The sequence below is a fragment of the Serratia inhibens genome (genome assembly GCF_003591175.1).
In the GTDB taxonomy this organism is placed as follows: Bacteria; Pseudomonadota; Gammaproteobacteria; order Enterobacterales; family Enterobacteriaceae; genus Serratia; species Serratia inhibens.
This window is the reverse complement of the sequence record NZ_QYYG01000005.1, coordinates 68,263-81,810: the sequence shown is the minus strand read 5'-3', so window position 1 is coordinate 81,810 and position 13,548 is coordinate 68,263. Positions and strand designations below refer to the sequence as shown.

At 56.7% G+C, this 13,548-nt stretch carries 15 protein-coding genes; 3 read left to right on the top strand and 12 right to left on the bottom strand.

Annotated features, from left to right (window positions below):
* The first annotated feature begins 80 nt into the window (after nucleotides 1-80).
* Nucleotides 81-326 (top strand): helix-turn-helix domain-containing protein, encoded by a 246-nt coding sequence (locus D4100_RS16420; RefSeq protein ID WP_119804787.1) that lies wholly within the window; start codon nucleotides 81-83, stop codon nucleotides 324-326.
* A gap of 188 nt (nucleotides 327-514) precedes the next feature.
* On the opposite strand, the gene D4100_RS25915 is transcribed toward D4100_RS16420, so the two are convergent.
* The 7 genes from D4100_RS25915 to gpt form a co-directional block, all read right to left on the bottom strand.
* Nucleotides 515-718: a DUF6434 domain-containing protein gene (locus tag D4100_RS25915; protein ID WP_071919944.1), complete on the bottom strand. Its 204-nt coding sequence runs from the start codon at nucleotides 716-718 to the stop codon at nucleotides 515-517.
* 178 nt (nucleotides 719-896) lie between these two features.
* Nucleotides 897-1,115 carry a DUF6500 family protein gene (locus D4100_RS16410; RefSeq protein WP_004946854.1) on the bottom strand — a complete coding sequence of 73 codons (219 nt, stop codon included), beginning with the start codon at nucleotides 1,113-1,115 and terminating at the stop codon, nucleotides 897-899.
* A 475-nt stretch (nucleotides 1,116-1,590) separates the two neighbouring features.
* Nucleotides 1,591-2,844, bottom strand: coding sequence for a glutamate-5-semialdehyde dehydrogenase (proA, locus tag D4100_RS16405; protein WP_006321290.1), 1,254 nt, complete (start codon nucleotides 2,842-2,844; stop codon nucleotides 1,591-1,593).
* Between the two features lie 9 nt (nucleotides 2,845-2,853).
* Nucleotides 2,854-3,957: a glutamate 5-kinase gene (proB, locus tag D4100_RS16400; protein WP_006321291.1), complete on the bottom strand. Its 1,104-nt coding sequence runs from the start codon at nucleotides 3,955-3,957 to the stop codon at nucleotides 2,854-2,856.
* Nucleotides 3,958-4,071: 114 nt separating this feature from the next.
* Nucleotides 4,072-4,473 carry a sigma factor-binding protein Crl gene (crl, locus tag D4100_RS16395; RefSeq protein WP_006321292.1) on the bottom strand — a complete coding sequence of 134 codons (402 nt, stop codon included), beginning with the start codon at nucleotides 4,471-4,473 and terminating at the stop codon, nucleotides 4,072-4,074.
* Between the two features lie 60 nt (nucleotides 4,474-4,533).
* Nucleotides 4,534-5,781: an esterase FrsA gene (gene frsA / locus D4100_RS16390; RefSeq protein WP_006321293.1), complete on the bottom strand. Its 1,248-nt coding sequence runs from the start codon at nucleotides 5,779-5,781 to the stop codon at nucleotides 4,534-4,536.
* A 141-nt stretch (nucleotides 5,782-5,922) separates the two neighbouring features.
* Nucleotides 5,923-6,381 (bottom strand): xanthine phosphoribosyltransferase, encoded by a 459-nt coding sequence (gene gpt, locus D4100_RS16385; protein ID WP_006321294.1) that lies wholly within the window; start codon nucleotides 6,379-6,381, stop codon nucleotides 5,923-5,925.
* Between the two features lie 324 nt (nucleotides 6,382-6,705).
* On the opposite strand from gpt, the gene pepD reads away from it, so the two are divergent.
* Nucleotides 6,706-8,166: a beta-Ala-His dipeptidase gene (gene pepD, locus D4100_RS16380; protein ID WP_119804786.1), complete on the top strand. Its 1,461-nt coding sequence runs from the start codon at nucleotides 6,706-6,708 to the stop codon at nucleotides 8,164-8,166.
* Nucleotides 8,167-8,210: 44 nt separating this feature from the next.
* Here pepD and dinB read toward each other — a convergent pair whose 3' ends face one another.
* Entirely contained in the window at nucleotides 8,211-9,272 is a 1,062-nt protein-coding gene (gene dinB / locus D4100_RS16375; protein ID WP_006321300.1) for a DNA polymerase IV, read from the bottom strand.
* A 238-nt stretch (nucleotides 9,273-9,510) separates the two neighbouring features.
* On the opposite strand from dinB, the gene D4100_RS16370 reads away from it, so the two are divergent.
* Entirely contained in the window at nucleotides 9,511-10,407 is an 897-nt protein-coding gene (locus tag D4100_RS16370; RefSeq protein WP_006321301.1) for a glycerophosphodiester phosphodiesterase family protein, read from the top strand.
* Nucleotides 10,408-10,444: 37 nt separating this feature from the next.
* Here D4100_RS16370 and nqrM read toward each other — a convergent pair whose 3' ends face one another.
* From nqrM to nqrE, 4 genes are read right to left on the bottom strand one after another with little or no spacing between them, the layout of a single operon-like run.
* Nucleotides 10,445-10,672: a (Na+)-NQR maturation NqrM gene (gene nqrM, locus D4100_RS16365; protein WP_006321302.1), complete on the bottom strand. Its 228-nt coding sequence runs from the start codon at nucleotides 10,670-10,672 to the stop codon at nucleotides 10,445-10,447.
* Nucleotides 10,673-10,679: 7 nt separating this feature from the next.
* Nucleotides 10,680-11,711 carry an FAD:protein FMN transferase gene (locus D4100_RS16360; RefSeq protein ID WP_043912979.1) on the bottom strand — a complete coding sequence of 344 codons (1,032 nt, stop codon included), beginning with the start codon at nucleotides 11,709-11,711 and terminating at the stop codon, nucleotides 10,680-10,682.
* Entirely contained in the window at nucleotides 11,712-12,935 is a 1,224-nt protein-coding gene (gene nqrF, locus D4100_RS16355) for an NADH:ubiquinone reductase (Na(+)-transporting) subunit F (protein ID WP_006321304.1), read from the bottom strand.
* Between the two features lie 15 nt (nucleotides 12,936-12,950).
* Nucleotides 12,951-13,547 carry an NADH:ubiquinone reductase (Na(+)-transporting) subunit E gene (gene nqrE / locus D4100_RS16350; protein WP_004949072.1) on the bottom strand — a complete coding sequence of 199 codons (597 nt, stop codon included), beginning with the start codon at nucleotides 13,545-13,547 and terminating at the stop codon, nucleotides 12,951-12,953.
* Nucleotide 13,548 lies beyond the last annotated feature (1 nt).

Genomic DNA, 13,548 nt, shown 5'->3' with positions numbered 1-13,548 from the left:
TTGTTATCTGATGCGCCTACTACCCCATTTTGGGATAATGGCAGATATTCTATTTTTGGATATCACTCGCGGAAAACGCCATGACTTCAGTTTATTCAACCGATTATCAATTAGTTATAAAAATACTTCGGGATGCTCGTATAGAAAAAGGTATAACTCAGGCCAAACTGGCCGAGGCGCTGGGCCGCCCGCAGTCGTTTATCGCCAAGGTTGAAAACGGCGAGCGCAAGCTGGATGTGGTTGAGTTTGCTGTAATGGCACGGCTGCTTGAGGTGGATGCAGGAGCAGTGCTGGGAATGATTGGTGGGCGGGTTCATTCCTTGTAATAACGAAATCGAACCTACGACCTTCGCATTACCAATGTGTCAATAGATTGCGTATCGAGCGCCACGAGCCAATTAGGTACTTCCGAGCCGTTGGTGTACTGACCCCGCTCGGTAGAGGCTCCTGTCCTATAGTCAGGCTGAGTCATCCGCAGGGCTTTGGCGGTTATGAGCGAAATGCAGACCTGCAATTACTGTCTGCGTTTCCACTCATCGACTACATCACCTAAAGTTTTTGGAACATCATTACGTATCCAGGCCATAAATTCTCGATTAAATCGAAAGTCGTCCCCACACTCCTTAATCATGAAACGACGGACGTTTTGAGTGTTTTTGTAGTTTTTATCAACATTCGTAGCGCGTGTAAGCAATGAGCTATGCCAATCTATTTTCAATTTACAATCCCACTGTAATGGTTCATTTTTTAGCATTCGTTTCATGCCCGAAATTGTCTAAATGTCGAATTCATCGCCTGTTAAGAGCGAGGAGCAGACATACCTGTCCAGAGTAAAGGCTGTCATATCATAATTAAGACGCTACGAACTGTAAGGTATCATTAGCTACCGTAATGGTTTACTTCATGGCTAAAACGAGAGATTTTATCTTTTCTGCCTTTTCAAAGTGATCCAGTTTCATCTCCATAATCCACCAATGCGCAACCTCCATCAGCAGTTCCGGGTCATCATTTTTATTGGCAAAAAAAGCATAAAAAGACAGCCCTACGTTACTGCCCTTGGTCACAATTTTTGCCTCACACGTCCTGATGATCTTTTCCTTCATTCCTACCCGCATGTTCGCTCCTTTTTGTTCGCTGGACTTAAGCCTATTAACCATAACATCTGTACGTGCAACACCCGAACGCCTCTCAGGGCTTTTCTGCGAGCTACGGGCTCAAAACCCATATTTTTACCCGGCTGAATACCCAAAAACGCACCTGTATTACTGTGGTAACTGGCAATAGCCGGGGGACTGACACTCATTATTTTTTCTCTATCCAGCCTGATACCATAAGTTCGAGCAACTGACCGAATACCTCGTAAGAATCATAATATCTCTTCGACTCATCGTCCGTGTGAGTTCAAAGTACCAACGTCCCCCCTTGATTAAGGATAGCGTTGCATCGACCCGTTGAACTCACAGCACAAAACCAACTGTCCGATTGGATTTCGCTTAGACCAGCAACGATGCCAGCTCAGGCCTGAACCCGTATGCAAAAAGGGCGCAGTTCAATGAACTGCGCCCTTAAATTTAAAACGTAAAACCTGACTTAACTACGAACCAAATCGTCGCCGTAGCCGATCCACTTGTAGGTGGTCAGTGCGTCCAGCCCCATCGGGCCGCGTGCGTGCAGCTTTTGGGTGCTGACCGCCACTTCTGCGCCCAGGCCGAATTGGCCGCCGTCGGTGAAGCGGGTGCTGGCGTTAACGTACACCGCCGAGGAATCCACGGCGCGCACGAAGTGCTCGGCGCTGCTCAGCGAACGGGTGAGGATCGCATCGGAGTGGTTGGTGCCGTGAGTGCGGATATGGTCGATGGCTTGATCGATATCGTCCACCACCAGCACGTTCAAATCCAACGACAGCCATTCATCGTCGTAATCCCCTTCCGCCACGTCCACCACCGTCGCCGGGCCGTTTTGCAGCAGCGGCATGGCGTTCTGCGCCGCATGCAGCGTCACGCCCGCAGCCGCCATCTTGGCACTCAGCGCCGGCAGGAACTGTTCGGCGATGTTGCGGTTCACCAGCAGCGTTTCGAGCGAGTTACAGGCGCTTGGACGCTGGATTTTGGCACTCTCGATGACCGTCAGCGCCTTGTCGAAATCAACGCTGTCGTCAACGTAGGTATGGCAAACGCCGATGCCGCCGGTAATCACCGGAATGGTCGACTGCTCGCGGCACAGCTTGTGCAAACCGGCACCGCCGCGTGGGATCAGCATGTCTACGTAGCGATCCAGACGCAGCAGCTCATTCACCAGCGCGCGATCGGGGCTGTCAATCGCCTGCACCGCCGCTGCCGGCAGGCCGCACTGTTCCAGCGCCTGCTGGATCACCTTCACCGTCGCCAGGTTGGTGTTGTGGGTTTCTTTACCGCCGCGCAGGATCACCGCGTTGCCGGTTTTCAGGCACAGGCTGGCGACGTCGATGGTGACGTTCGGCCGCGCTTCATAAATCACGCCGATCACACCGAGCGGCACGCGGCGGCGTTCCAGCTTCAGCCCGCTGTCCAGCAGACTGCCGTCCAAGACGTGGCCGACCGGATCGTTCAGGCGGCACACCTGGCGCACATCGTTGGCGATGGCCGCCAGCCGCGCCGGGGTCAACAACAGGCGATCGAGCAACGCTTCGGTCATCCCGGTAGCGCGCGCCTGCGCCATGTCCTGTTCGTTGGCCTGCAAAATCACTTCACTGTTGGCTTCCAGCATGTCGGCCATCACCGACAACACCTGGTTTTTCTTCGCCGTGCTCAGCACCGCCAGTTGCCAGGAGGCCTGTTTGGCGGCCTTCCCCATTTGCTCTAGCATGCTCACTCCTTAGCTTACAATCATGTCGTCGCGGTGCACTGCCACCGGGCCGTATTCGTAACCGAGAATTTCGCTGATTTCCTGCGAGTGGTGGCCGGCAATCATGCGCATCGCGTCGCTGTTATAACGGCTGACGCCGTGCGCCAAGTCGCGCCCCACCAGGTTGCGGATGCGGATCACTTCGCCGCGGGAGAAATCGCCCTTCACTTCGCGAATGCCCTTCGGCAACAACGAGCTGCCGCGCGCCATAATGGCGTCGACAGCGCCGTCGTCCACGGTGATTTCACCGGCCGGCGGTGCGCCGAAGATCCAGCGTTTGCGGTTTTCCAGCGGGGTTTCCAGCGCGTGGAAACGGGTGCCCACCGGTTTGCCTTCAATCACGTCGCCCACCACGCCCGGCTTGCTGCCTGCGGCGATGATCACGTCGATACCGGCGCGGCAGGCCACGTCGGCCGCCTGCAATTTGGTGCCCATGCCGCCGGTGCCCAGCCCGGAAACGCTGTCGCCGGCGATGGCGCGCAGCGCGTCGTCAATGCCATGCACTTCACGGATCAGCTCCGCCTGCGGGTTGTTGCGCGGGTCGGCGGTATACAGCCCCTGTTGATCGGTCAGCAACAGCAGCTTGTCGGCCCCGGCCAGGATCGCCGCCAGCGCCGACAGGTTGTCGTTGTCGCCCACCTTGATTTCTGCGGTCGCGACCGCGTCATTCTCATTGATTACCGGCACGATACGGTTGTCCAGCAGCGCAGTCATGGTGTCACGCGCGTTGAGGAAGCGTTCGCGGTCTTCCAAATCGGCGCGCGTCAGCAGCATCTGCCCGACGTGAATGCCGTAAATGGAGAACAGCTGTTCCCACAGTTGGATCAACCGGCTCTGGCCGACCGCCGCAAGCAGCTGCTTGGAGGCGATGGTGGCGGGGAGTTCGGGGTAACCCAAATGTTCGCGCCCGGCGGCAATCGCGCCGGAGGTGACGATAACGATGCGGTGACCCGCTGCATGCTGTTGTGCGCACTGGCGTACCAGTTCGACAATATGGGCACGATTAAGACGCAGCGATCCGCCGGTCAACACGCTGGTGCCCAATTTCACAACCAATGTCTGGCTGCCGTTCATAGTGTTTCTGCCGTGTGAGATGAGAAGGATAATGCAAAGGACTTTGTAACAGGAGAGACGCGTTATGCCAACAGGCACAACGCGAAATCAGCACAATACTGTGGTCAAACGGGGTCAGGCGGAGAGTTTAATCGGTTTTTCTTTGAAATCATCGGCCGGTTCAAGCGCCAGTTCCATCGTCACCAGCAACTCGCCCAAGCGGCGATGGAAATCACGCAGGGTGGTTTCCAGCTTGGTTTTTACTTCAGTATCTTTAATCTTTTCCGGCTTCCAGTTCCCGTCCTTATCAAACAGACCGAACTGATAGGCATAAGTGAAACGCGCTTCTTCAGCGTGCAGCTCGATCCACCATCCCCAAAACTCACGCTTCTCTGGGGCGGGTTTGACATTGACGCAAACGGCTAAACAATCAAAGAAAAAACGGTCGTTCTCGCACTGCCCTTCACGCAGGTACGGCCCCAAGCTGGCGAAACGTTTCATTAGTCGGCTTTTAGGGTGACCACTAGGTAACGTCATTCTTTAACCTCCTCAATGTAGACCACTCTTTTTAACAAATTGTTAAAATTTAGCAACAAATTAACGCATTTTATCTTTCATCCAGTGGGCCATTTGCAGCAAGGCCTTGTGGAAACTGCTATACACCGGCGCACGTGGAATAGCAATCAACTTGCCGTCCATCGAGGACGAAGCGATCAGTTGCGCCTCCTCTTTCGGGCTGAGCGGATCCTGGTCCCAGTAGCCCGCCAGCATCGGCGTCGGGCAGCGGCGGCCCAGCAAACCCTGGGTTTTCAGCGAATAGCTGTTCAGCTCCACCCTCAACACATTGTCCGAGGCGTTGGCCATCCCCATCCTGCTGGCGAGCACGTCCATATACATGTCCGGTACGTGCCGCTGGCGGCCGGCGTCGCATAACAGGCTGTGGACCACCGGCCCCAGGCAGGCTACGCCACGCAACCTCTGCGGCGCCAGGTAAGCCAGGCGTACCGCCACATTGGCACCGAAGCGGAAGCCAAATGCGGTAACGCGCTGATGGTCGATCCACGGCACCGAAGAGAGTTGGGCCAGCACTTGCTGATGCAGGAAGCTGGAATCCTGCGTCAACTTCCACTTATAAGAAGAACCGATGGAAGGCATATCGATGGTCAGCATGGCGATGCCGTGCGGTGCCAGATACTCGCGGAACAGGCGGTGATAATCGGTCTGCAGGGTATCCAGGCTGCCGCACATCAGCACCGTCGGGAACGGCGCCTCACCCTTCTCCGGCAGGTGCAGGAAGCCGTTAATGCTGCTTCCCCCCTCAATGCGGAACTCCAGCACCTTGAGCTGATAAGGCAGCAGCAGCGCGGCCTCTTCGTAGGCGCGGGTGGCCAACGTCTCGGCCTGCTCGGCCAGTTCGTCGCCTTTCAGGTGCGGGTAGCCGGCGATGCTGTAAAAGTTGACGGCGTTGAGCCAGTATTGGCCGCCGATCAGCGGATCTTGCTGTTCCAATGCCCGTTGCTGCCAGAGCATCCCCTGATGCACCCACTCGTAGATCCAGTTGCCGTTGCGGTAACCGATCACGGTATCGAGCAGTTTGTCGTTGGTATGTTCCACATCGGCGACCGCGATGCGCGCCAGCACTTCGTTGATTTCGATCGGATCAACGCCGCGCCAGGCCCACAGCAGCGGGTTAAGCATGCGGTACCAGTTGCTGACGGTGTTGCCTTCCAGAGTGGAGTGCAGATCGGCGCCGGCCTTATTGCGCGCACGCAGCACCAGCGTCGAGGTCTCGGGATGTTTAAATGAGGGTTTGAACAGGATTTCAGAAAGGTTGGCTTGTGCCATGGTAACAACAGCCTCCGTAAATCTGGCCGTAGGCCGCAAACAGCCTACTTAACTGGAGGTAGTGTACCTAACTCTGGGGCGATAAACCAAAATAACGAAAACGCCCGGCATAACCGGGCGTTTTACTGGAACGAGCTGGGATTAGCGGCCGCCGATCGGTGGCACGAAGGTCACTGCCATGTCCCACGGCTGCTCGATCCAGGTGTCCTGCGGGATATCGACCACATAGTCGTCCACCAGCGGGCGACCTGCCGGCTTGGCGAAGATGGTGACGAAATGCGCTTTCGGGTACATATCGCGGATGGCTTTCGCAGTACCGCCGGTATCCACCAGATCGTCAACCACGATAAAGCCTTCACCGTCGCCTTCGGCGCGCTTGAGTACCTTCATTTCGCGTTGGTTGTCATGGTCATAGCTGGAAATGCAGACGGTATCCACGTGGCGGATGCCCAATTCGCGCGCCAGTATGGCTGCCGGCACCAGGCCGCCGCGGCTTACGGCAATAATGCCCGTCCATTGGTCAGCAGGCAGCAGGCGATGAGCCAGTTTGCGCGCTTGCACTTGCAGCATGTCCCAGGTAACAACGTATTTTTCGCTCATAGAATGGTGTCCCAGCCAGCAATGGTGTGGCTTACTCGTGATCAGGGGAAAAAAGGTTGCGCGAGATTATAGAGATTGGTTGAGCCGAATACCAGTTGTACTGTGGAAATTATAAGTATTTCGTCTGGTGATTGATGCTGCATAAATAAGAAACCGCACGTCAAATATGTGTGTTCCCCCTCTTAAACAGTGCAATAGGGTACGCGCGCGCCCCTGAATAAAGTGATATTCTCTGGAGATCGTGCCAAAACCGCACCGATGCCAACCAACCCTAACCGAGCGGCATTCACGTCATGCAGAGAATGCTGTCACAGGAGACTTATAGTGTCTGAATTGTCTCAACTTTCGCCACAGCCGCTGTGGGATATTTTTGCCAAAATCTGCTCTATTCCGCATCCTTCTTATCATGAAGAAGCGCTGGCACAGCACATCCTCGAGTGGGCTAAAGAGAAAAACCTGCACGCCGAACGCGATCAGGTGGGCAATATCCTGCTGCGCAAGCCGGCCACCAAAGGTATGGAAAACCGTAAGCCGGTTGCCCTGCAGGCGCACCTGGACATGGTGCCGCAAAAAAATAACGACACCGTGCACGACTTCGCGAAGGATCCGATTCAGCCGTATATCGACGGCGAGTGGATCAAGGCGCGCGGCACCACGCTGGGCGCCGACAACGGCATCGGCATGGCTTCTGCGTTGGCGGTGCTGGCTGACGACAGCGTCGAACACGGCCCGCTGGAAGTGCTGCTGACCATGACCGAAGAAGCCGGTATGGACGGCGCATTCGGTCTACAGCCTAACTGGCTGCAGGCGGATATCCTGATCAACACCGACTCCGAAGAAGAAGGCGAGATCTACATGGGTTGCGCCGGCGGTATTGATTTCATCACTACCCTGCCGTTGCAGCGCGAAGCGGTACCGGCCGGCTATCAGACGCTGAAGCTGACCCTCAAGGGCCTGAAAGGCGGCCACTCCGGCGCCGAGATCCACGTGGGCCTGGGCAATGCCAACAAGCTGCTGACGCGCTTCCTGTTCGCTCATGCCGCAGAGCTGAACCTGCGCGTGCTGGATCTGAACGGCGGCACCCTGCGCAACGCTATCCCGCGTGAAGCCTCTGCGGTGGTTGCCGTGCCTGCGGCAAAAGCCGACGCGCTGAAAGCGCTGAGCCAGGCCTTCCTGGCGACGCTGCAAAACGAGCTGTCCGCCAAAGAGAAGAACATCACCGTGCTGCTGGAGCCGGTGACCGGCACCTCTCAGGCGTTGACCGCCGATAGCCAACAGCGTTTCCTGGCCCTGCTGAACGCTACGCCAAACGGCGTGATCCGCATGAGCGACGCGGTAAAAGGCGTGGTGGAAACCTCACTGAACGTTGGCGTAGTCACCACCAGCGAGAACCAAGCGGAAATCATCTGCCTGATCCGTTCTCTGATCGACAGCGGCAAAGATTACGTGGTCGAGATGCTGACCGCGCTGGGCCAACTGGCCAACGCCAAAGTGGCGCCGAAGGGCGGCTACCCAGGCTGGCAACCGGACGCGGACTCACCGGTCATGCATCTGGTGCGCGAGATCTATCAGGATCTGTTCAACAAGACGCCGAACATCATGGTGATCCACGCCGGTCTGGAATGCGGCCTGTTCAAAAAACCGTATCCGAACATGGATATGGTGTCGATTGGGCCAACCATCACCGGGCCACACTCGCCGGATGAGCAAGTGCATATCGAAAGCGTCGGCCTGTACTGGAAACTGCTGACTGCGCTGTTGAAAGCGATTCCTGAGCGCGCGTAATCGCCGCGTTTAACGTTAAAAGGCTGGCCTCTCCCCAGCCTTTTTTACTCCCACGGCAGCAGCAGTTGCCGCTCAAGCTGCGGATCCAGCAGCGTTACGTGCAAGCCGACCAACCGCACGCCACGGCCTTCTCGCCGTTCACGCCACGCCTGCCGCGCCACGTTGAGCAAATCTTCTTTATTCAGCACCGGCCAAACGTGTTCCTGAGTGGTCTGCTGAAAATCCTGAAACTTCAGCTTCACGCCCTGGCGCGCGATATGCAGATCCGGTTTCACCTTGCGCAGCCGCATTTCCAGCTCGGGATAGAGCTTGTCGACGATCAGCGCCTCGCAGTCTTCCCAATCATGAATGTCTTCCGCCAGCGTGCGTTCCACCCCCACAGATTTACGCAGCCTTTCCGACGAAACTTCGCGCAGATCTATTCCCTGGCAGCGCTCCCACAGTACCCGGCCAAATTTGCCGAAGCGCTTGAGCAGCAGCGCCAGATCGTACTGCTGCACGTCGGCGCAGGTGATCAACCCCACTTCTTCCAACCGTTTGGCGGTCACTTTGCCCACGCCGGGGATTTTACTCAGGGGCAATTGCCGCAAAAAATCCGGCACCTGCGCCGGCGTGATGACGTATTGTCCGTTCGGTTTGTTCAGCTCTGAGGCAATTTTGGCGAGGAACTTGATCGGCGCGACGCCCGCAGAGGCCGTGAGGTTAAGCTCTTCGGCAATCGCCTGGCGGATTTCCTGGGCGATCAGCGTCGCCGAGCCGTTGCACTGGGTGCAGTCGGTCACATCCAGATAGGCTTCGTCCAACGACAGCGGTTCAATCAGCGGGGTGTAGCGGGCAAAGATTTCGCGAATGTGCAGCGAGGCTTCCTTGTACGCCGCCATGCGGCCTGGCAACAACCTGAGGTGCGGGCACAGTTTAAACGCCATCGCAGTCGACATGGCGCTGTGCACGCCATAGCGGCGTGCGGGGTAGTTGGCGGTGCTGATCACCCCGCGCCGGTCGGCACTGCCGCCGATCGCCAACGGAATATCGCGCAGGCTGGGATCGTCGCGCATTTCTACCGCCGCGAAGAAGCAGTCCATATCGACATGAATGATTTTACGCATCGCGCCTCCAATAATACTGTATAAGTATACAGCCAATAATCGAAAGCTCAAGACTCGGTGGCATGGAGAAAGCGGCGTTTGCACCAGATATTTGCGCGTTGTTAAAAAAACTTAATTTTTCAATAGTATGATTTCCGCTGACTCAGGCTCTCTCATCCTTATACCCTATGGATTTCATGTAGCAGCTCACAAGGCTGCGGCTTGAAAGACGGTGGGTATAGCATAAAAGGTATCCCGCATGATCAGGTTTTCCCATTTGCTGTTGGCTTCCACGCTGTCGCTGGTTTCGCTGGCGGCAAGTGCCACTGTCGGCCATGCTCCAGCCATTATCGCCCACCGCGGCGGCACCGCTGACGCGCCGGAAAACACCCGCATCGCCATTGAAACCGCACTGAAAAATGGCGCCGACGCCATTTGGATCACGTTACAACAATCTAAAGACGGCGCGATCCTGTTGTACCGCCCTTCCGATCTCAAAGCCTTGACCAACGAGCAGGGGCCGGTCTCCGCCTATACCGCCGATCAACTGGCCAAAGTGGATGCCGGCTGGTCATTCGCAAAGGGTGAAACTCATCCGTTTCGCGGCAAAGGCATCGGGATCCCGCGCCTGGATGAGATCCTGGACGCTTTCCCCAAGGTAACCTTCTATCTGGATATCAAATCGCCGGACGCCGATCCGGTGCAATTTGGCAAAGCGCTGCTGGTGACGCTGGAGAAGGCCGGCAGCCTGAACCGCACCCGCGTGTATTCTACCGATGCCAAATACCTGCAAGCGCTGCCGCCGCAGATCAAACGCTTTGAAAGCCGCGACGAAACCCGTACCTTGCTGGCCAATATCACCATGGCGCACCAGTGCGAATTAAAAGCGGATAATCAGCAACCGCGCTGGTACGGGCTGGAGCTGAAACGTGAAGTGGAAGTGGTGGAGAAATACACTCTGGGCGAAGGGCGCTCGAAAGCGTTTCTGATCTGGGATAAAGAGTCGATCGACTGTTTCCGTTCGCAAGGCCCGGCGCATATCATTTTGTTCGGCGTCAATTCAGCGGCGGAGTACCAGCAGGCACTGGCGCTGGGGGCAGACGGGGTGATGGTCAACTCGCCGGCCGAAGCGAAAGACTTCCGCAAGGCCAAATAACCGATAGAGAAAGGGGCGCCACGTGCGCCCCTCGTATTCAGATGATCCGGTGTTTTTCCAACTGTTGTCGCCGCAGCGCCTCTTTGGCTTCACGCTTCTTGCGCGCATCACAAGGCTCCGGGCAGTCACAGACCTTTTCCATCCCCAACGAAGTGATGCCGCCGCAACTGCCTTGCAGGCTCTTGCGTTTGAACACATAGCCCAGCGACATGCCGCCGATAACCAGCAGAAACAGCACGAAGGTGGCGATAAATACCGTCAACATAGCGGCCTCATAAGATCTTTTTCAGATAGGGTTTGAACGCCTCAGAGTAGCGCTCTTCAAATCCGTTGGCGGTTTTCACAATCATGAATACCGGGATCCCCATCAGGTTGGCCAACGCCATACCGCGCTCCGGCCCCAACACGTTCAGCCCGGTCGACAGGCCGTCGGCGGCCATGCAGGTCGGGCTCAGTACGGTGACCGAAACCAGATGATGATGGATCGGCCGGCCGGTGATCGGATCTATGGTGTGCGAGTAGCGCACGCCGTCTTGCTCAAAGTAGTTGCGGTAATCCCCAGAGGTGGCGATGGACATCTCCCCCGGTTGGATCACCAACTGCGCTTTTTGCTCCACGCCGGCCGTCGGCCGTTCAATGGCGATACGCCACGGTTTTTTCTCGCCGTTGTGGCCGCGGGTGCGCACCTCACCGCCGATATCCACCATGTAGTTTTTCACCTGCTGCGATTGCAGGTACTGAGCAATCACATCCACGCCATAGCCTTTGGCAATGGACGAGAGATCGACATACAGTTCCGGAATGTGTTTCACCAGCGCGTTGCCCTGTACCGACAGTTTGTCGATGCCGGTCCAGGCGCGGCGTTGTTCCAGTGCGGCAGCGCTCGGCACCTTGTCCGGTCGCCCTTCCGGGCCAAAGCCCCACAGATTGACCAGCGGCCCGACAGTCACGTCCAGCGCGCCGTCGGTCACGCGGTTGATGCGCAGCGCCTCCAGCACCACTTCGGTCGTCGCTGCCGATACCGGGAAGGGTTTGCCCACCTCGCGGCTGGCGTTGAAGCGGCTCAGCTCCGAGCCCGGCCGGTAGGTGGACATTTGATCGTTCACCAACTCCAGGCGTTTGTCGATCTCCGCCTGTATTCTGGCCGCCGACGGCGTGTCGTCACCGGTGACATAACGGATCGAATAAGACGTCCCCATGGTTTTGCCATCGAGATTCACCTGCTCCGGCCCGCAACCGGTCAATAACAACGTGGCACCCAGTGCCACCGCCGTCATCCAGCCCTTCATTGCCCCTACGCGCATTTAGCCACCAAAATCATCCAGCATGATATTTTCATCTTCGACACCCAGATCTTTCAGCATCTTGATCACCGCAGCGTTCATCATCGGCGGGCCACACATATAAAACTCGCAGTCTTCCGGCGCCGGGTGGTGCTTCAGATAGTTCTCCAGCAGAACATTATGGATAAAGCCGGTGTAGCCGGTCCAGTTATCCTCAGGCTGGGGATCGGAAAGCGCCACGTGCCAGGTGAAGTTTTCATTCTCCGCCTGCAACCGATTGAAATCATCCTCATAGAACATTTCACGCAGCGAACGCGCGCCGTACCAGAAGGTGATTTTGCGCTTCGAGTTCAAGCGATTAAGCTGGTCGAAGATATGCGAGCGCATCGGCGCCATGCCGGCACCACCGCCGATAAAGATCATTTCGGCGTCGGTATCTTTGGCGAAGAACTCGCCGAACGGCCCGGAGATAGTCACCTTGTCGCCGGCCTTCAGCGACCAGATATAAGAGGACATAATGCCCGGCGGCACGTCCGGCGCACGCGGCGGCGGTGTGGCGATACGCACGTTGAGCATGATGATGCCCTTTTCATCCGGGTAGTTCGCCATTGAGTAAGCGCGTACCGTGGTGTCGTTCACCGCCGAGCGGTAGCGGAACAGGTTGAACTTGTCCCAGTCGCCGCGGTACTCCTCCGGCACGTCAAAATCGGCATAGCTGATGTCATGGGCCGGCGCTTCGATCTGGATAAACCCGCCGGCGCGGAACGGTACGTCTTCGCCATCGGGAATTTTCAGCTTCAGCTCTTTGATAAAGGTGGCTTTGTTATCATTGGAGATAACCTCGCACTCCCACTTCTTCACGCCGAAAATTTCTTCCGGCAGCTCGATTTTCAGGTTCTGCTTCACGTTCACCTGACAAGCCAGACGGCAGCCTTCTTTCGCTTCGCGCTTGTTGATGTGCGAAAGTTCGGTCGGCAGGATATCGCCGCCGCCCTCTTTAATCACCACCCGGCACTGGCCGCAGGAGCCGCCACCGCCGCAGGCCGAGGACACGAAGATCCCCTGGCTGGAGAGCATGTTCAACAGCTTGTCGCCCGCCGGCGCATTAAAACTCTTGCCCTGATCGCCGTTAACTTCCACCGCAATGTCACCGGTGTTCACCAGCTTTGATTTAGCGAACAGGATCAGCAGTACCAGCACCATAACGATGCCGGTAAACATCGCGACGCCTAAAATAATTTCCATAGATTCTTCCCGCCTTTACAACTGAACACCGGAGAAGGACATAAAGCCCAACGCCATCAGCCCGGTGGTGATAAAGGTAATGCCCAGACCGCGCAGCCCTGCGGGGACGTTGGCATACTTGAGTTTTTCGCGGATCCCCGCCATCGCGACAATCGCCAGCATCCAGCCGGTGCCGGAACCGAAGCCGTACACCACCGATTCTGCAAAGTTGTAGTCGCGTTGCACCATAAAGGACACGCCGCCGAAAATGGCGCAGTTCACGGTGATCAAGGGCAGGAAAATGCCGAGTGCGTTGTACAACGACGGGAAAAAGCGATCGAGGATCATCTCCAAAATCTGCACCAGCGCCGCGATCACGCCGATAAAGGTAATGAAGTTGAGGAAGCTCAGATCGACGCCTTCCATCAACGCGCCATCGCGCAGCACCAGGTTGTAGACCAGATTGTTCGCCGGCACCGAGATGCCGAGCACTATGGTCACGGCGATGCCCAGACCGAAGGCGGTCGACACCTTCTTCGACACCGCCAGGAAGGTGCACATCCCCAGGAAGAACGCCAACGCCATGTTCTCAACGAACACCGCGCGCACAAACAGGCTGATATAATGTTCCATC

What these genes read in the sequence shown, in the direction of transcription:
- nqrE (WP_004949072.1), bottom strand. Translation starts at nt 13,547, where the DNA reads ATGGAACATTATATCAGCCTGTTTGTGCGCGCGGTGTTCGTTGAGAAC.
- frsA (WP_006321293.1), bottom strand. Translation starts at nt 5,781, where the DNA reads ATGGCACAAGCCAACCTTTCTGAAATCCTGTTCAAACCCTCATTTAAA.
- D4100_RS16420 (WP_119804787.1), top strand. Translation starts at nt 81, where the DNA reads ATGACTTCAGTTTATTCAACCGATTATCAATTAGTTATAAAAATACTT.
- nqrF (WP_006321304.1), bottom strand. Translation starts at nt 12,935, where the DNA reads ATGGAAATTATTTTAGGCGTCGCGATGTTTACCGGCATCGTTATGGTG.
- gpt (WP_006321294.1), bottom strand. Translation starts at nt 6,381, where the DNA reads ATGAGCGAAAAATACGTTGTTACCTGGGACATGCTGCAAGTGCAAGCG.
- proA (WP_006321290.1), bottom strand. Translation starts at nt 2,844, where the DNA reads ATGCTAGAGCAAATGGGGAAGGCCGCCAAACAGGCCTCCTGGCAACTG.
- crl (WP_006321292.1), bottom strand. Translation starts at nt 4,473, where the DNA reads ATGACGTTACCTAGTGGTCACCCTAAAAGCCGACTAATGAAACGTTTC.
- proB (WP_006321291.1), bottom strand. Translation starts at nt 3,957, where the DNA reads ATGAACGGCAGCCAGACATTGGTTGTGAAATTGGGCACCAGCGTGTTG.
- D4100_RS16370 (WP_006321301.1), top strand. Translation starts at nt 9,511, where the DNA reads ATGATCAGGTTTTCCCATTTGCTGTTGGCTTCCACGCTGTCGCTGGTT.
- D4100_RS16410 (WP_004946854.1), bottom strand. Translation starts at nt 1,115, where the DNA reads ATGCGGGTAGGAATGAAGGAAAAGATCATCAGGACGTGTGAGGCAAAA.
- dinB (WP_006321300.1), bottom strand. Translation starts at nt 9,272, where the DNA reads ATGCGTAAAATCATTCATGTCGATATGGACTGCTTCTTCGCGGCGGTA.
- nqrM (WP_006321302.1), bottom strand. Translation starts at nt 10,672, where the DNA reads ATGTTGACGGTATTTATCGCCACCTTCGTGCTGTTTCTGCTGGTTATC.
- D4100_RS16360 (WP_043912979.1), bottom strand. Translation starts at nt 11,711, where the DNA reads ATGCGCGTAGGGGCAATGAAGGGCTGGATGACGGCGGTGGCACTGGGT.